This is a genomic window from Mycobacterium sp. NTMscope_MAC_12, assembly GCF_976985675.1.
In genome coordinates, this window is the sequence record NZ_CDRJYY010000001.1 from 2,003,840 (window position 1) to 2,023,534 (window position 19,695).

Here is a 19,695-nt window from a genome sequence, read left to right on the forward strand (position 1 = left end):
GATGACGATCGATGACCGGGCGCTGCCGCTTGGGCGCGAACAACTGACGGAACCTGATGGTGGGCCATTCCCGCTGACGCGCGGGCAACTGGATATATGGCTTGCGCAGGAAACGGATCGCCGCGGTGCGAGGTGGCAGCTGGGCTACCTTCTGCGAATCGCGGGCACCATAGACCCTTGGTTGCTCGAGCACACGATCCGTCAAGTGGTGCGCGAGGCCGAACCGCTTAGAGCCGCCTTTTTCCAGGTGGATGCCCAGGTTTTTCAAACGACGGTTGATTACCCAGATGTTGAGCTTGCTCGCTATGAGCTCATGGGCTCGCAGGATCCTGTCCAGGAAGCCTATCGGCTGGCATCCTCGATTCAGGGCGCGGTAATGCCGCTCAGTGGGCCCCTGTTCAAATTTGCGTTGATGCAGACGCGGCCAGATGAATTTTATCTCTACGTATGCTGCCACCATATAGTGGCCGACGGAATCGGCCTCGCTCTTGTCTGCCATCGGATCGGAGATGTCTACAATGCCATGGCTTCGGGCGCGCCGATTCCCCCCGCTTTTTTTGGGTCGCTAAGTGATCTCATTGCGTGCGAAGCAGAATACGAAGCGTCCACCGATTATCTCGATGATCAGGCCTACTGGACCAAGAACCTGCCGGCCGAAAGCGAACCGAGCTATCAGTTGGCGTCCGCCGCGGACGGACGTGATCCCTATGAACCATCTGCACCGGTGGAATTGGATCCTGTTGCCGTCGCCGGGATCCGAGAGTTGTCGCAGGCGTTGGGGGTGCGTCGCTCGTCGGTGATCGCTGCGGCATGCGCGCTGCTGGTGGGCGGGTGCGGCGTCGAGAGTTCGGACGTGGTGTTCGATTTTCCGGTAAGCAGGCGGGTGCGTCCGGAGACACAGACGGTGCCCGGAATGATTACCGGGTTCGTCCCACTGGCGCTGAAAGCCTCGCCGGGGTCCACGGTTGCCAGTTTTTGTGAACATGTCGACACGCGACTGCGAGAAGCGCTGGACCATCAGCGGTTCCCGGTCCACCTTATTGACTACAAGCGGCCCCGCGGCTCCGCCCAGGGCTCGAATCGCGTAATTCTCAATTTCATTCCGACCACAAATCTGGCGAATATTGCCGGTGCTACGATTTCGGGCACCCTGACCCATACGAATCTCGTCGATCAATGTGGGCTGGACTTTTTCAGCGACCATGATCGGCTGTTTCTCGGCCTGCAGCCGGGCGCGAAGACGAGTGGGTTCGGGGGCGCCGGGCAATGGCTTTCTCATTGTGACGTCCGCGATTTGACCGGCCGGTTGGAGCGGGTGTTGGTGGCGATGGCGGCCGATCCCGCCGGGCGGTTGTCGTCGCTGGATGTGCTCGGTGAGGGTGAGTGTGTCCGGTTGGGTGAGATCGGTAACCGGGCGGTGCTGACCGAGTCGGCGATCGCGCCGGTGTCGATTCCCGAGTTGTTCGCCGTCCACGTGACGCGCGCGCCGGATGCTGTGGCGTTGGTGGGCGAGGGTCTGTCGGTGACTTATCGGGAGTTGGATGAGGTATCGAATCGGTTGGCGCAGGTGTTGGTGGGCCGGGGTGCGGGGCCGGGACAGGCTGTGGCGCTGCTGTTTTCGCGTTCGGTCGAGGCGGTGGTGGCGATCGTGGCGGTGCTCAAGACGGGGGCGGCGTATCTGCCGATCGACCCGGGAGTGCCGGCCGAGCGGATGGGGTTTGTGCTGGCCGATGCCGCACCGATCGCTGTGGTCACCGCCGGTGAGCTCGTCGAGCGTCTCGATGGGTATGACGTGGTGGTCATCGACGTGGGTGATCCCGCTGTTGCGGCCCAGCCCAGCACGGGGTTGGCGGGGCCGGATCCCGACGATGTCGCGTATCTGATTTACACCTCGGGCACCACCGGGGTGCCCAAAGGTGTTGCGGTTACTCATCGTAATGTGACGCAGTTGTTGGGGTCGTTGGATGCCGGCCTGCCTGGGGCGGGGGTGTGGGCGCTGTGTCATTCGTTGGCGTTCGATGTGTCGGTGTGGGAGATCTTCGGTGCGTTGTTGCGCGGTGGGCGGCTGGTGGTGGTGCCCGAGCCGGTGACCGCTTCCCCGCAAGAGCTGCACCGGGTGCTCGTTGAGCAGCGGGTCAGTGTGTTGACGCAGACGCCGTCGGCGGTGGCCGCGTTGCCGGTTGAGGGGTTGGAGTCGGTGGCGTTGGCGGTGGTCGGTGAGGCGTGCCCGGTGGAGGTGGTGGATCGGTGGGCGCCAAATCGGGTGATGGTCAACGCCTATGGTCCGACCGAGACCACGATGTGTGTGGCGATCAGCGCACCGCTGAAGGCCGGCTCGGGTGCGGTGCCGATCGGTGCGCCGGTTTCGGGGGCGGCGTTGTTTGTGCTCGACGGGTGGCTGCGCCCGGTGCCCGTCGGGGTGGTCGGGGAGTTGTATGTGGCCGGCGCCGGCGTGGCCACCGGCTATGTGGGCCGACCCGCACTGACCGCCTCGCGCTTTGTGGCGTGTCCGTTCGGGGCGCCGGGGCTACGCATGTATCGCACCGGGGATTTGGTGTGTTGGCGCGCCGATGGGCAGCTGGATTACCTCGGGCGTGCCGATGAGCAGGTCAAAATCCGCGGCTATCGCATCGAACTCGGGGAGATTCAGTCCGCATTGGCCGCCCTGGATGGCGTGGAGCAAGCAGTCGTCATCGCCCGCGAGGACCGCCCCGGCGACAAACGCCTCGTCGGCTACATCACCGGGACCGCGGACCCGACCGAGATCCGCCCCCAGCTGACCGAGCGGTTGCCGGAATACATGGTGCCGGTTGCGGTGGTGGTGTTGGACGCGCTGCCACTCACCCCCAACGGCAAACTCGACACCCGCGCTCTCCCCGCACCCGAATACCAGAATGCCGTTTATCGCCCTCCGGCCAGCGCGGTCGAGGAAATCCTGGCCGGCATCTACGGCGACGTGCTCGGCATCGAGCGCGTCGGGGTCGACCAGTCGTTCTTCGATTTGGGTGGCGACTCGCTGCTCGCGACGCGCCTGGTTGCCGCAATCAACACCAGCCTGGACGCCGATCTTTCGGTACCCACCCTGTTCGAGGCGCCCACGGTAGCCCAGTTGGCGCTCCGCATCGGTGGCGATGGGGGCCGACGCGAGCCGTTGGTGGCGGTGGAGCGGCCCGAGCTGATTCCGTTGTCGTTTGCCCAGCAACGGTTGTGGTTTATCGACCAATTGCAGGGGCCTTCTCCGATCTACAACATCCCGGCGGCGTTGCGGCTCAGCGGAAACCTGGATGCCGAGGCGTTGGGGGCGGCGCTGGCCGATGTGGTCGCCCGCCATGAGAGCCTCCGTACGCTGTTTGCGGCGCCTAACGGAACACCGCAGCAGGTGGTTATCCCAAGCGAACAAGTCGATTTCGGCTGGCAGATCAGTGATGCCACCGGCTGGTCGGCAGGGCGGCTGAGTGAGGCGGTTAACGCCGCAGCGTGTTACACGTTCGATCTGGCCACCGAAATCCCCTTGCGGGCAAGGCTTTTCCGCGTCGCCGACGACGAGCACGTGCTGGTGGCGGTGGTGCACCACATCGCTTCGGATGGCTGGTCGATCACCGCGCTGGTGCGTGATCTGGGACTGGCCTATGCCAGCCGGTGTGCCGGGCAGGCGCCGGGTTGGGCGCCGTTGCCGGTGCAGTATGCCGATTACACGCTGTGGCAGCGCGCGCAGCTGGGTGACGTGGCCGTCAGCGACAGCCCGATCGCTGCGCAGCTCGCTTATTGGGAGCACGAGCTGGCCGGGCTGCCCGAGCGCCTGGCGTTGCCCACCGACCGACCTTATCCGCCGGTGGCCGATTACCGCGGCGCCAGCGTGGTCGTGGATTTGCCAGCCGAGCTGCAGCAGCGGATTGCACAGGTGGCCCGCGAGCACAACGCGACCAAGTTCATGGTGATCCAGGCCGCCCTGGCGGTGCTGCTGGCCAAGCTCAGCGCCAGCAGTGATGTGGCGGTCGGATTCGCGATCGCCGGGCGGCGCGACCCAGCGCTCGACGAGCTGGTCGGGTTTTTCATCAACACCCTGGTGCTGCGCGTCGATGTGGCCGGCGATCCCACCGTGGCCGATGTGCTCGCGCACGTGCGGGCGCGCAGCGTCGCCGCCTACGAGCACCAGGACGTGCCCTTCGAGGTGCTGGTGGAGCGGCTCAACCCGACCCGAAGCCTGGCCCATCACCCGTTGGTGCAGGTGGTGTTGGCCTGGCAGAACTTCCCCGGGCACACCAGCGACCCCGCCGCCGGGCTGGACCTGGGCGATCTACAGGTCACGCGTTTGCCAGTGGCCACTCAGTCGGCACGCATGGATCTGACATTCACGCTGGCCGAACGGTTCACCGAGGCCGGTGACCCCGCCGGGATCGCCGGGGATGTCGAGTTTCGCACCGATGTGTTCGACGCGGCCAGCATCGAGGCGTTGATCGAGCGCCTGCAGCGGGTATTGGCGGCCATGACCGCCGATCCCACCCGGCGGTTGTCGTCGATGGATGTGCTGGATGCCGCCGAGCACGCCCACCTGGACAAGACCGGTAACCGGGCGGTGTTGGCCCGGACGGTCCCAACCGCGGCGTCCATTCCGGCGGTGTTCGCCGCTCAGGTCGCGCGCGCGCCCGAAGCGCTGGCGGTGACCTTCGAAGGTCACTCGAGCACCTACCGAGAGCTCGATGAGGCGTCGAACCGGTTGGCGCATCTGCTGGTCGCCCTGGGCGCCGGCCCGGGGGAGTGTGTGGCGCTGCTGTTGCCGCGGTCGGCCGAGGCGGTCCTGGCGGTGATGGCGGTGCTCAAGACCGGGGCGGCGTATCTGCCGATCGATCCGGCGCATCCGACCGAGCGGATGGAGTTCATGGTCGCCGACTCCGCACCGATCGCCGCGATCACCACCAATGGACTGGCCGACCGGTTCGACGGCTGTGGCCTGCCGGTTGTCGACGTCGGAGACCCGCGCATTTCCGGTTGCTCGTGCACGAGCCTGCCGGCGCCGGCCCCCGACGAGATCGCTTACCTGATTTACACCTCCGGCACCACCGGGGTGCCCAAGGGGGTGGCCGTCGCCCATCACAACGTGACCCGGCTGCTGACGGCGCTGAGCGCCGACCTGGAACTGTCGCCAGAGCAGGTGTGGACGCAGTGCCATTCGCTGGCCTTCGACTACTCGGTGTGGGAGATCTTCGGTGCGCTGTTGCACGGTGGGCGGCTGGTGGTGGTGCCCGAGTCCGTGACACGCTCACCCGAAGACCTGCACGCGTTGCTGATCGCCGAACAGGTCAGCGTATTGAGTCAGACGCCGTCGGCGTTTTATGCGCTGCAAACCGCCGAAGCGCGCGCACCCGAGCTGGGACCTCAGCTGAGGCTGGAGACGGTGGTGTTCGGCGGCGAGGCGCTCGAACCCCAGCGCCTGGGAACCTGGTTGGACCGCCACCGCCGATCACCGCGGCTTATCAACATGTATGGCATCACCGAAACGACGGTGCATGCCTCGTTCCGCGAGATCAGCGTCGTCGACGTCGACCGCAGTGTCAGCCCCATCGGGGTGCCGTTGGTGCATCTTGGCTTCTTTGTGCTGGATGCGTCGTTGCGTCCGGTGCCGGTCGGGGTGGTCGGGGAGTTGTATGTGGCCGGCGGCGGGCTGGCGTACGGATACTTGGGCCGGGCGGGTCTGACCGCGTCGCGGTTCGTGGCCTGCCCGTTCGGCGGCGCCGGAGCGCCGGGCCAACGGATGTATCGCACCGGGGACCTGGTGTGTTGGGGCGCCGACGGGCAGCTGGATTACCTGGGGCGTGCCGACGAGCAGGTCAAGGTCCGCGGGTACCGCATCGAACTCGGCGAAATCCGCACGGCGCTGGCCGCACTCGACGGGGTGGAGCAGGCGGCCGTGATCGCCCGCGAGGACCGCCCCGGTGACAAGCGCCTGATCGGCTATATCACTGGAGCCGCTGACCCGGCCGTTGTTCGGGCCCGGTTGGGTCAGCGGCTCCCCGCCTACATGGTTCCGGCGGCGGTGGTGGTGATCGACGCGCTGCCGCTGACGGTCAACGGCAAACTGGACACCCGGGCCCTGCCGGCACCCGAATACACCGAGGGCGATCGCTACCGCGCCCCGAGCACCCCCACCGAGGAGATCCTGGCCAACATCTACGCCCAGGTACTCGGCCTCGAGCGGGTCGGGATCGACGACTCCTTCTTTGATTTGGGCGGCGATTCGCTCTCGGCGATGCGGGTCATCGCCGCGATCAACAAGACCCTCGACGCCGGCCTTGCGGTGCGCACCGTGTTCGAATCGCCCACCGTCGCCCAGTTGGCGCCCCGTATCGGCTTGGACGGGGAAGGGCGCAAGCCGTTGGTGGCCGGCGCGCGGCCGACGATGGTGCCGTTGTCGTATGCGCAGAGCCGGTTGTGGTTCCTTGACCGGTTCGAGGGCGGGGTGGCGACCTACAACATGCCGACCGCGTTCCGGATCAGCGGGGCGCTGGATGTCGAGGCGTTGACGGCGGCCGTCGATGATGTGATCGCCCGCCACGAGGCGCTGCGCACCATATTTCCCGACATCGACGGTGTGCCGTTCCAGCAGGTGCTGCCGGCCGAGGCCGGGATGTGGCGGCGCGGGGGCCCAGCAGTGGTGTCATTGCCGGAGCAGGATCTGATCGGCGAATTGGTGGCGCTGGCGGGGTACCGGTTCGATCTGGCGACCGAGATCCCGATTCGTGCGCAGATCTATGCGGTGGGCCCCGGACAGCATGTCGTGGGGATTGTGGTGCACCACATCGCTTTTGACGGGTGGTCACTGGCGCCGATGGCCAGGGACATCGGCCAGGCCTATCTGGCGCGGCGGCGGGGCCAGGCCCCGCAGTGGGCGCCATTGCCGGTGCAGTACGCCGATTACACGCTCTGGCAACGGGATTGGTTGGGCGTCGAGTCTGATCCCGACAGCGTGATCGCCGGGCAGTTGGCTTATTGGCGGCAGGAGTTGGCTGATCTGCCCGAGGTGGTGTCGCTGCCGGCGGACCGGGCGCGCCCGCCGGTGCCCAGCTACCGCGGTGATGCCGTGGACATGCACCTCGACCCGAGACTGTGGGCGGGGATCAAGGCGTTGGCGGCGGCGCATAACGCGACCGCCTCGATGGTGTTGCAGGCGGCCATGGTGGTGGTGTTGCACCGGGCCGGGGCCGGCGAGGGCGTGACGATGGGCACCCCGATCGCCGGACGGATGGATGCGGCGCTCGATGAGCTGGTCGGGTTCTTCGTCAACACCTGGGTGCTGCGGGTCGGTGTCAACTCTGCACAGCGGTTCAGCGATGTGCTCGAGCAGGTGCGCCAGAAGGCGCTGGACGCCTACAGCAACCAGGATGTGCCGTTCGAGCGGCTGGTCGAGCAACTCAACCCCGTGCGCTCCACGGCGCATCATCCGCTATTCCAGGTGGCCCTGGCGTTCCAGAACAATGTGCGCCCCGAGGTGGCGCTCGACGGGGTCACCGTCGAGCCACTGGCGGTGGACAGCCGCACCGCCAAATTCGATCTGGATGTCGATCTGCGGGAGGTGCCCTCCGAGGACCCGACCGCGCCGATGGCCGCCGGGGTCGTCACCTATGCCACGGACCTGTATGACCGGGCCACCATCGAGCGCTTCGTCACCTGGTTCACACGGGTGATCGAAGCCGTCGTGACGGATGCGTCGGCGGTGGTGGGTGATCTGGCGTTACTGGATCCCGACGAGCGTGATCTGGTGCTGTCGCGGTGGTCTGGCGCCGGGGTCGGGGCACCGGCGGGGGTGGCGCCGGAGTTGTTGGACGCGGCGGTGGCCGCCGACCCGGACGCGGTGGCGGTCGTCGATCGCGCCCGGAGCTTGTCCTATCGCGAACTCGACACGTGGTCGACGCGGCTGGCGCGGGTGCTGATCGAGGCGGGGGTCGGCCCGGAACGCGCGGTGGGCGTGGCGATCGGCCGGTCCGCGGAGCTGGTGGTGGCGTGCTGGGCGGTCCTGAAAGCCGGCGGCGTGTATGTCCCGGTGGACCCCGCTCACCCGGTCGAGCGGATCGCCACGGTGCTGGACTCGGTGGGCGCGGTGTGCGTGTTGACCGGCGATGCCGACACCGTGGCCGGCGCCGGGGCGCGCCCGGTGCTGCGCATCGACGGCCTGGACCTGTCCGGGCGATGCGCCGAGCCGATCACCGACACCGACCGACTGGCGGCGTTGGGACCGGAGAACACCGCCTATGTGATCTTCACGTCGGGGTCCACCGGCACCCCGAAGGGGGTGGCGGTCACCCACGGCGGTCTGCCCGGGGTAGCCGCGGCGCACCGCGAACCGTTTGGGCTGGGCCCGGATACCCGCATGCTGGCTGTGCTCTCCCCGACATTTGACGCCGCGCTCGGTGAGTTATTGGTCGCGGTGGGATCGCGGGGAGCGTTGGTGGTTGCGCCGCCGGAGGTGTACGCCGGCGAGGCTTTGACCGCATTGCTGCAGGAGCAACGGGTCAACGCGGCGGTGATGACCCCGACGTTGCTGTCGTCGCTGGATCGGAGCCGGTTAGATGTGTTGTCCACCTTGATCGTCGGCGGTGAGGCCTGCCCCGACGAGTTGGTGGCCGCGTGGGCGCCGGGGCGCCGCATGTTCAACGGCTACGGCCCCACCGAGGCCACTATCTGGGCCACCACGGCGCCGCTGTCGGCGGGGCAGCCGGTCCGCATCGGCACCCCGCTCCCCGGGATGCGCGCACTGGTGCTCGACGCGCGGCTGAACCCGACCCCGATCGGGGTGGTCGGCGAGTTGTATCTGGGCGGACCGGCGGTGGCATGCGGCTATCTGGGCCGGGCGGGTCTGACCGCGGAACGGTTCGTGGCCGATCCCTACGGGCCCGCGGGCGCGCGGCTGTATCGCACCGGCGACCTGGTGCGCTGGGCGCTCGACGGAACCCTGGACTATCTCGGCCGTGCCGACGCACAAATCAAGCTGCGCGGACACCGCATCGAACTGGGCGAAATCGAAAACACCCTGCTGGGCTGCCCGCAGGTTGCCCGGGCGGCCGCCACCGTGCATGAGAGCGGAACCGGCTCGCATCTGGTCGCCTATGTCACCCTCGAGCAGACCACCACCGCCGAACACGACGCCGAAACCGTCGAAGCGTGGCAACACCTGTATGACGAGGCGTATGCCGCTGACGTGGACGCGCCGGAATTCGGCATGGATTTCCGCGGCTGGAACAGCAGCTACACCGACGATCCGATCCCGCTCGAACAGATGAGGGAGTGGCGTTCGGCCACGGTGGATCGGATCCTTCAGTTGCATCCCGCGCGGGTGCTGGAGATCGGCGTCGGTTCGGGGCTGTTGCTTTCCCAGTTGGCCCCGGTCTGCGCCGAGTACTGGGCTACGGACTTCTCCGCGCCGACGATCCAGAGGCTGCAGGCCGACGTGGCCGGGCAGTCGTGGGGGGATCGGGTGCGGTTGCGGGTGCAGCCCGCCGATGTCGCCGATGGGTTGCCGGAGGGCCATTTCGATCTGGTGGTGCTCAACTCCGTGGTGCAGTACTTCCCGAGCGCGCGGTATCTGAGCGATGTGCTGGCGGTCGCGATGCGGTTACTGGCAGCGGGCGGGGCACTGTTCATCGGCGATGTGCGCAACCACAGCCTGCAGGGCGCTTTTCAAACCGGCATCGCGCTCGCCCGCACCGCCGACGGCGACGCCGACGCCGACGAGATTCGCCAACGAGTTCAGCGCGCCATGCTCGGCGAAGCCGAATTGCTTTTGGCCCCAGAGTATTTCACTAACTGGGCTGCCGGCCATGCATCGGTGGCCGGGCTGGATATCGAAGTCAAGCGCGGGATGGCCGACAACGAACTCAACCGGTATCGCTACGACCTCGTCATCTATAAATCCCCCGCACCGGTGCGCTCACTGGCCGGCGCAGACAGCTGGGCGTGGGCCCAGTGCGCCGGCCTGCGCGGGCTGCACGACCGGTTGGTAGCCCAGCGTCCCCACACTGTCCGCATTACCGAGATCCCCCGCGCGGGACTGATCAGCGACGTCCACATCGAACACGCCCTTGTCGACGGACTGGCGCTTGCCGACGCATTGGCCCTCGCCGACGGTGCCGATGCCGTTGTCCCAGAACAACTGCACGGCCTTGGTGAGAGCGCCGGATATCACGTCGCGGTCACCTGGGGCGCCCAGCCGGGCACCGTGGACGCGGTGTTCATCACTGCGGCTGACGCTGAGCAGACCTCGGCGCTGACCGATCTGTATCTGCCGCCTGACGGGCCCCACCGAGTCACGAGTTGCGCCAATGACCCGCAGACCAACACCAAAATCACCGCGGTGCGTCAGCAGTTGAGCGCGTGGTTGCCCGAATACATGGTGCCGACGCACATTGTGGTGCTCGACGAGTTCCCGATGACATCCTCGGGCAAGATCGACCGAAAGGCCTTGCCGGCACCGGTGTTTGCCACCACGGCATTCCGGGCGCCGCAGACCCAGACCGAAAAAATCGTCGCCGGAATCTATGCCGAGGTGCTGGGGATCGACAAGGTCGGGGTCGACGACTCGTTCTTCGACCTGGGTGGGGATTCGCTGTCCGCGATGCGCCTGATCGCCGCCGTGAACACCAATCTGGATGCCGATCTTTCGGTGCGTGCCGTATTCGAGGCGCCGACGGTCGCCCAGTTGGCGCCCCTCATCGGTAAGGGAGGAGGACTGGAGCCGCTGCTGCCGGTTGAGCGGCCGCCGGTGATTCCGTTGTCGTTTGCCCAAAGCCGGTTGTGGTTCATCGACCAGTTGCAGGGGCCGTCACCGCTTTACAACGTCGTGCTGCCGTTGCGGCTCAGTGGGCACCTCGATGCCGACGCGCTGGGTGCGGCGCTGGTCGATGTCGTGGGCCGCCACGAGAGCCTGCGCACCATGTTCCGGGCGGCCGAGGGGATCCCGCAGCAGCTGGTGGTGCCCGCCGAGCAGGCCAACTTCGGCTGGGAGGTCATCGATGCCGCCGAGTGGCCGGCCGCCCGCCTGGAGGAAGCCCTCCGCGCCGCGGTGCGCTACCGGTTTGACCTGGCCACCGAAATCCCGTCGCGGGCATGGCTTTTCCGCGTCGCCGACGACGAACACGTGCTGGTGGCGGTCGTGCACGAAATCGCCGCGGATGGCTGGTCGACGACCCGGCTGGTGCGTGACATGAGTGTGGCCTATGCGAGCCGGTGCGCGGGGCGCGCGCCGGATTGGGCGCCATTGCCGGTGCAGTATGTCGATTACACGCTGTGGCAGCGCGCGCAGTTCGGTGATCTCGATGACACCGAAAGCCGCATCGCTGCGCAGCTCGCCTACTGGGAGCAGACGCTGGCCGGGATGCCTGAGCGGCTGCAGCTGCCCACCGACCGGCCCTACCCGCCGGTGGCCGATCAGCGCGGCGCCAGGGTGACCGTCGAGTGGCCGGCGTTGTTGCAGCAGCAGATCGCGCGGATGGCCCGCGAGCACAACGCGACCGGATTCATGGTGACGCAGGCCGCCCTGGCGGTGCTGCTGTCGAAGCTCAGCGCCAGCAGCGATGTGGCGGTCGGGTTCGCGATCGCCGGGCGCCGCGATCCCGCGCTGGATGAGCTGGTGGGTTTTTTCGTCAACACCTTGGTGCTGCGCGTCGATCTGGCCGGTGACCCCACCGTGGCCGAGCTGCTGGCCCAGGTGCGAGCACGCGGCCTGGCCGCCTACGAGCACCAGGATGTGCCTTTCGAGGTGCTCGTGGAGCGGCTCAACCCCACCCGATCGTTGGCCCATCACCCGCTGGTTCAGGTGATGTTGGGCTGGAACAACTTCCCTGGGCAAGTCAACGTCCCCGCGGCCGGGCTGACTTTGGGTGATCTTCAGGTCACGCCGCTGCTCGAGGATACCCAGACCGCGAAAATGGACCTGGTCTTCTTCCTCAAAGAATGCTGGACCGACACCGGCGAGCCCGCCGGGATTTCGGGGCAGGTCGAATTTCGCACCGACGTGTTCGACGCGGACACCATCCAGGCGTTGATCGCGCGGTTGGAGCGGGTGTTGGTGGCGATGGCGGCCGATCCCGCCGGGCGGCTCTCGTCGGTGGATGTGCTCGACGCGGGTGAGCATGCCCGGCTGGAAGAGCTTGGTAATACAGCGGTTTTAGCCAGCCCGCAGAGCGTTCCGATGTCGGTGCCGGCATTGTTCGCCGCCCACGTGACACGGACGCCGGATGCTGTGGCGTTGGTGGGCGAGGGCGTGTCGGTGACTTATCGGGAGTTGGATGAGGTATCGAATCGGTTGGCGCAGGTGTTGGTGGGCCGGGGTGCGGGGCCGGGACAGGCTGTGGCGCTGCTGTTTTCGCGTTCGGTCGAGGCGGTGGTGGCGATCGTGGCGGTGCTCAAGACGGGGGCGGCGTATCTGCCGATCGACCCGGGAGTGCCGGCCGAGCGGATGGGGTTTGTGCTGGCCGATGCCGCACCGATCGCCGTGGTCACCACCGGCGAGCTCGTCGAGCGTCTCGATGGGTATGACGTGGTGGTCATCGACGTGGGTGATCCCGCTGTTGCGGCCCAGCCCAGCACGGGGTTGGCGGGGCCGGATCCCGACGATGTCGCGTATCTGATTTACACCTCGGGCACCACCGGGGTGCCCAAAGGTGTTGCGGTTACTCATCGTAATGTGACGCAGTTGTTGGGGTCGTTGGATGCCGGCCTGCCTGGGGCGGGGGTGTGGGCGCTGTGTCATTCGTTGGCGTTCGATGTGTCGGTGTGGGAGATCTTCGGTGCGTTGTTGCGCGGTGGGCGGCTGGTGGTGGTGCCCGAGCCGGTGACCGCTTCCCCGCAAGAGCTGCACCGGGTGCTCGTTGAGCAGCGGGTCAGTGTGTTGACGCAGACGCCGTCGGCGGTGGCCGCGTTGCCGGTTGAGGGGTTGGAGTCGGTGGCGTTGGCGGTGGTCGGTGAGGCGTGCCCGGTGGAGGTGGTGGATCGGTGGGCGCCAAATCGGGTGATGGTCAACGCCTATGGTCCGACCGAGACCACGATGTGTGTGGCGATCAGCGCACCGCTGAAGGCCGGCTCGGGTGCGGTGCCGATCGGTGCGCCGGTTTCGGGGGCGGCGTTGTTTGTGCTCGATGGGTGGCTGCGGCCGGTGCCCGTCGGGGTGGTCGGGGAGTTGTATGTGGCCGGCGCCGGCGTGGCCACCGGCTATGTGGGCCGACCCGCACTGACCGCCTCGCGCTTTGTGACGTGTCCGTTCGGGGCGCCGGGGCTACGCATGTATCGCACAGGGGATTTGGTGTGTTGGCGCGCCGATGGGCAGCTGGATTACCTCGGGCGTGCCGATGAGCAGGTCAAAATCCGCGGCTATCGCATCGAACTCGGGGAGATTCAGTCCGCATTGGCCGCCCTGGATGGGGTGGAGCAAGCAGTCGTCATCGCCCGCGAGGACCGCCCCGGCGACAAACGCCTCGTCGGCTACATCACCGAATCGAGCACCGGGACAGTCGATTCCGGCGGGCTACGTACCGCGCTGATCGAGCGGTTGCCGGAATACATGGTGCCGGTTGCGGTGGTGGTGTTGGACGCGCTGCCACTCACCCCCAACGGCAAACTCGACACCCGCGCCCTGCCGGCCCCCGGGTATCAGAATGCCAGTTATCGCGCTCCGGTTAGCCCGGTCGAGGAAATCTTGACCGGCGTGTTCGCCGAGGTGCTGGGGTTGGAACGCGTCGGCGTCGACGACTCCTTCTTTGATTTGGGTGGGGATTCGCTGCTGGCGATGCGGGTGATCGCCGCGATTGAGATGGGTCTGAATGCCGATCTTTCGGTGCGCACCGTGTTCGAGGCGCCCACGGTAGCCCAGTTGGCGCTCCGCATCGGTGGCGATGGGGACCGACGCGAGCCGTTGGTGGCGGTGGAGCGGCCCGAGCTGATTCCGTTGTCGTTTGCCCAGCAACGGTTGTGGTTTATCGACCAGCTGCTGGGGCCTTCTCCGATCTACAACATCCCGGCGGCGTTGCGGCTCAGCGGAAACCTGGATGCCGAGGCGTTGGGGGCGGCGCTGGCCGATGTGGTGGCCCGCCACGAGAGCCTGCGCACCCTGTTCCCGGCGGTCGACGGGATACCCCAACAGGTGGTCATCCCGGCGGATCGCGCCGACTTCCGTTGGGACGTCGTCGATGCCACTGGCTGGCCGCCGGCCCGGCTGCAGGAGGCCATCGATCCCACGGTGCGTCACTCGTTTGATCTCGCCACTGAGATTCCGTTGCGGGCAAGGCTTTTCCGCGTCGCCGATGACGAACACGTGCTGGTGGCCGTGGTACACCATATCGCCGCCGACGGATTGTCGATGTCCCCGCTGGTGGCTGATCTGGGGGTGGCCTATGCCAGCCGGTGTGCCGGGCAGGCGCCGGGTTGGGCGCCGTTGCCGGTGCAGTATGCCGATTACACGCTGTGGCAGCGCGCGCAGCTGGGTGACGTGGCCGTCAGCGACAGCCCGATCGCTGCGCAGCTCGCTTATTGGGAGCACGAGCTGGCCGGGCTGCCCGAGCGCCTGGCGTTGCCGACCGACCGACCTTATCCGCCGGTGGCCGATTACCGCGGCGCCAGTGTGGTCGTGGATTGGCCAGCCGAGCTGCAGCAGCGGGTGCGCAGTGTGGCCCGCGAGCACAACGCGACCAGCTTCATGGTGATCCAGGCTGCCCTGGCGGTGCTGCTGGCCAAGCTCAGCGCCAGCAGTGATGTGGCGGTCGGATTCGCGATCGCCGGCCGTGATGATCCCGCACTCGATGGGTTGGTGGGCTTTTTCGTCAACACTTTGGTGTTGCGGGTCGACTTGGCCGGCGATCCCAGCTTCACCGAAACGTTGGATCAGGTGCGGGCGCGGAGCCTGGCCGCCTACGAGCACCAAGATGTGCCCTTCGAGGTGCTCGTGGAGCGGCTCAACCCGACCCGAAGCCTGGCCCATCAGCCGCTGGTGCAGGTGGTGTTGGCCTGGCAGAACATCGCGCGGGAGGATGGGGTCCCCGCCGGGTTGGCCTTGGGTGATCTGCAGGTCACACCGCTGGCGGCGGACACCCAGGTCGCCCGCATGGACCTGACATTCACGGTGGGCGAACGCTGGAATTCCGGCGGTGAGCCCGCCGGAATCGGCGGGTCGGTGGAGTTTCGCACCGATGTGTTCGACGCGGCCAGCATCGAGGCGCTGATCGAACGGCTGCAGCGGGTGTTGATGGCCATGACCGCCGATCCCAGCCAGCGGTTGTCGTCGGTTGACCTGTTGGATGCCGCCGAGCACGCCCACCTGGACAAGACCGGTAACCGGGAGGTGTTGACCCAGCCGGCGACGGGGCTGTCGATTCCGGCGGTGTTCGCCGCTCAGGTCGCGCGCGCGCCCGAAGCGCTGGCGGTGACCTTCGAAGGCCACTCGATGACCTATCGAGAGCTCGATGAGGCGTCGAACCGATTGGCGCACTTGTTGGCCCGTCATGGGGTGGGCCCGGGGCAGTGTGTGGCGCTCATGTTCAACCGTTGCGCCGAGGCGGTCGTGGCGATACTGGCGGTGCTCAAGGCCGGGGCGGCCTACCTGCCCATCGATCCCGCGCATCCCGACGCGCGCATCGAATTCGTCGTGGCCGACGCCGCGCCGATCGCTGCGATCACCACCACCGAGCTGGCAGACCGGCTTGACGGGTACGACCTGCGGGTCATCGACATCAACGACGCCGCTGTCGACGCCCAGCCCAGCACGGCACTGCCGGCGCCGGCTCCCGACCACATCGCCTACCTCATCTACACGTCTGGCACCACCGGTGTGCCCAAAGGCGTGGCCATCACCCACCACAACGTCACCCAGCTGTTCGGGTCGCCGGATATCCACCTGCAGGCACACTCGTGGGCGCAGTCGCATTCCTTGGCCTTCGACGCCTCGGTGGAAGAGATCTGGTGTTCGTTGTTGCACGGCGGGCGGCTGGTGATCGTGCCCGAGTCGGCTACACGCTCGCCGGAAGACTTGCACGCCTTGCTGGTTGCTGAACAGGTCGGTGTATTAAGCCAGTCGCCGTCTGCGGTGGCGATGCTCCCCCATGAGGGGTTGGAGTCGATGGCGTTGCTGGTGGCCGGTGAAGCGTGCCCGGCCGAGGTGGTGGCGCGGTGGGCGCCGGGGCGGGTGATGGTCAATGAGTACGGCCCAACCGAAACCACGGTGTGTGTGTCCAGGAGTGCGCCGTTGGCCGCGGGTTCGGGGGTGCCGCCGATCGGCTCGCCGTTACCGGGCGCGGCGTTGTTCGTGCTGGACCAGTGGTTGCGTCCGGTGCCGGTCGGGGTGGTCGGGGAGTTGTATGTGGCCGGCGCCGGGGTCGGTATTGGCTATGTGGGCCGGGCCGGGTTGACGTCGTCGCGGTTTGTGGCCTGCCCGTTCGGGCCGCCAGGGACACGGATGTATCGCACCGGGGACCTCGTGCGTTGGGGCGCCGACGGGCAGCTGCAGTATCTGGGACGCGCCGATGAGCAGGTCAAGGTCCGCGGGTTCCGCATCGAACTCGGTGAAGTGCGCGCGGCGCTGGCCGCACTCGACGGGGTGGAGCAGGCGGCCGTGATCGCCCGCGAGGACCGCCCCGGTGACAAGCGCCTGATCGGCTATATCACCGGGACCGCCGACCCGGCCGATGTTCGTGCCCGGTTGGGTCAGCGGCTCCCCGCCTACATGGTGCCAGCGGCGGTGGTGGGGATCGACGCGCTGCCGTTGACGGTCAGCGGCAAACTGGACTGGCGCGCCCTGCCGGCACCGGAATACACCGATGTTGATCGGTATCGTGCCCCGGCCACCCTCACCGAGGAGATCCTGGCCGCCATCTATGCCCAAGTCCTCGGGCTCGAGCGGGTCGGTGTCGATGACTCGTTCTTCGATTTGGGCGGAGACTCACTATCGGCAATGCGCCTGATTGCCGCGATCAACGCCAGCCTGGATGCGAACCTCGCAGTGCGCACATTGTTCCACGCGCCGTCCGTTAGGAGCTTGAGCCAGCAGTTAGGTCAAGGTGCCACCGAGGTGGAAGTAGTCCCGGTTGAGTTCCTCAAGGAGGGTACCGGTGATCCGCTGTTCTGCATTCATCCCGGTAGTGGCCTGGTCTGGCCGTACTATGCGCTCGGTAATTATTTGGACTGCCCGATCATTGGAATTCAACAAAACCCGCAAAATGGCGAGGCTAGAGCTGCGTCAATCTGCGATATGGCGAAAAACTATGCCGATCGGATCCAAGCGGTTGATCCTACCGGGCCCTACAACCTTCTCGGCTGGTCGTTTGGAGGCGTTGTCGCCCATGAGATTGCCACCGAGCTCCAGCGACGTGGATGCTCGATCGCAAACCTTATCCTTCTCGACGCTTTACTCTTCATCGATAGCGGTGCCACTCTGCCAATCCTGAACGAGCAGGACGTGCTAGCAGAGGTTTTGCGGTTCTGTCGTATAGACCTTCCCGATCAGGATGAGCCGCTTACTTATGACCGGGTTGAAGAACTACTTCGCGAACAAGGAATAGTCGAATTTGCTCGGTACAAACCGCTTCTGGATTTGGGCGTTCAGAACATTGAGAATAATCGGGCGTTGTCTGAAGGCCACGAACCCGGTGTCTTCGATGGCGATATAACCATATTTTCCGCTGTGGGGGACGAGGGCGATCAGAGTTCGCCTCCTCTTCTGCAAAGTTGGCGTCCTTATGTCACGGGCGACATAAACAGATACCCGGTCGACTGTAGGCACCAAGAAATGATGGACCCCGCATCGCTCGTCCTGTATGGCCAACAACTCAAGATTCTCTTAGAACCTGAAGGTGCGCGCGCAGAATGATTGCACCGAAAGCGCTTTCCAGGATTCGGACAAGTCGGCATCACAAAGAGGGCCAGGTTCCATGCAAAGAATCGATTATGATTTGCTCGGCAACGTGGCAATGAGCGATGCGCAGCGGCGGGGATCCGTTGTGGGAGCGTGCATTTGGCTCTTTCAAACCGTACGAAACCTGCTCTTCCGGCTCGAAAACTTTTTCGGCCGGGCCTCGACGTACCGCGACAAAGAGCGTTTCGGCGCCATCCTCAGTCAAAGCGCCGCAGCGAAGTAGCGGTTCGAGATGTCCGTCGAACCGACCACGCTGCGCCCCACGAAAAGGCATTTGCCGGCTTTGCTGCGGTCTCGCCGGTTCGTCGCCCTGGTTGTCGCGATCGGCGGCATGCAGCTGATGGTGGCGATGGACGGCCCCGTCGCGATCTTCGCGCTGCCCAGGATCCAGAACGAGCTGGGCTTGTCGGACGCCGGGCGGAGCTGGGTGATCACCGCCTACATGCTGACCTTCGGTGGCCTGATGCTGTTGGGTGGCCGCCTGGGTGACACCATCGGCCGCAAGCGCGCTTTCATCCTCGGGGTTGCGCTGTTCACTTTCGCCTCGACCTTGTGCGGCATCGCCTGGGACGGGGGCACCCTGATATCGGCACGGCTGCTGCACGGCGCGGCTTCGGCGATCATGGCACCGACCAATTTGGCGCTGATCGCGACCACGTTCCCGAGGGGATCGGCACGTAACGTCGCAACGGGGGTGTTCGGCGCGATGTCGGGTCTCGGCGGGGTGCTGGGCCTGGTGGTGGGCGGGGCGCTGACCGACGTGTCGTGGCGGCTGGCGTTTTTGGTGAACGTGCCGATCGGGCTGGCGGTGATCTGCCTGGCCGCCATCATGCTGGAGGAAACCCAGAAGGAGCGGATGAAGCTCGACGCCACCGGGGCCGTCCTGGCCACGTTGACCTGTACCGCCGCGGTGTTCGGTCTGTCGATGGGCCCGGAGGAGGGGTGGCTGTCGACCATCACGATCGGTTCAGGCTTGGTGGCTGTGGCCGCTCTTGTGGCGTTCGTCGTGGCGGAGCGCACCGCCGAGAGCCCCATCGTGCCGTTCGGCCTGTTCTTCGACCGCAACCGGCTGGCCGCGTTCGCGGCCATGTTCCTCAGCGGTGGCGTCCTTTTCAGCCTGACCGTGCTGGTCGGCATGTATGTGCAGACCATCATGGGCTACAGTCCGCTGCGCGCCGGTGTGGCCTTCATCCCGTTCGGTATCGGGGTGGCCATCGGGGTGGGTGTGGCGTCGAAGCTGGTGATGTGGTTCCCGCCGCGTGTGGTGGTACTCGCCAGCGGCAGCCTGATCCTGATCGCGACGCTGTACGGTTCGACCTTCAACCGCGGCATGCCGTACTTTCCGAATCTTGTTTTGCCGCTCATCGTTTGCGCTATTGGTGTCGGCGCGATCTTCGTCCCGCTCACGCTGTCGGTGATCGCCAGCGTCGGCGTCGACCGGATCGGGCCGACCTCGGCGATTGCAGTAATGCTGCAGACCTTGGGCGGACCGCTGGTGCTGGTCATCATCCAGGCCGCCATCACGTCGCGCACACTGCGGCTGGGCGGCGCCGTAGGTCCGGTGAAGTCCATGAACGCCGCGCAGTTGCATGCGCTGGACCGCGGCTACACCTACGGCCTGTTGTGGTTGGCCGGGGTGGTCTTGCTGCTCGGTGGGGTGGCGCTGCTGATCGGGTACACCGCCGCGCAGGTGGCCCGCGCGCAGGAAGTCAAGGAGTCCATCGACGCAGGGGAGAGGTAGCTCTACGCCGGCTACATCTGCTGAACGCTGAGCGGCTGCTGCACGGCAGAGCCGCCTAGCCGGCGCG

At 66.4% G+C, this 19,695-nt stretch carries 3 protein-coding genes; all 3 read left to right on the forward strand.

Features of this window, described 5'->3' with window-relative positions:
* Nucleotide 1: 1 nt before the first annotated feature.
* Genes AC0KS4_RS09305 through AC0KS4_RS09315 form a run of 3 tightly spaced genes read left to right on the forward strand, consistent with a single transcriptional unit; the run spans nt 2 to nt 19,628 of the window.
* Nucleotides 2-17,842, forward strand: a complete 17,841-nt coding sequence (locus AC0KS4_RS09305; protein WP_238957911.1) for a non-ribosomal peptide synthetase — start codon at nt 2-4, stop codon at nt 17,840-17,842.
* Nucleotides 17,826-18,110: a hypothetical protein gene (locus tag AC0KS4_RS09310; RefSeq protein ID WP_225341279.1), complete on the forward strand. Its 285-nt coding sequence runs from the start codon at nt 17,826-17,828 to the stop codon at nt 18,108-18,110. Before AC0KS4_RS09305 ends, AC0KS4_RS09310 begins: the two co-directional genes overlap by 17 nt.
* A gap of 9 nt (nt 18,111-18,119) precedes the next feature.
* Nucleotides 18,120-19,628, forward strand: a complete 1,509-nt coding sequence (locus AC0KS4_RS09315) for an MFS transporter (protein WP_225326889.1) — start codon at nt 18,120-18,122, stop codon at nt 19,626-19,628.
* The last annotated feature ends 67 nt before the right edge of the window (nt 19,629-19,695 follow it).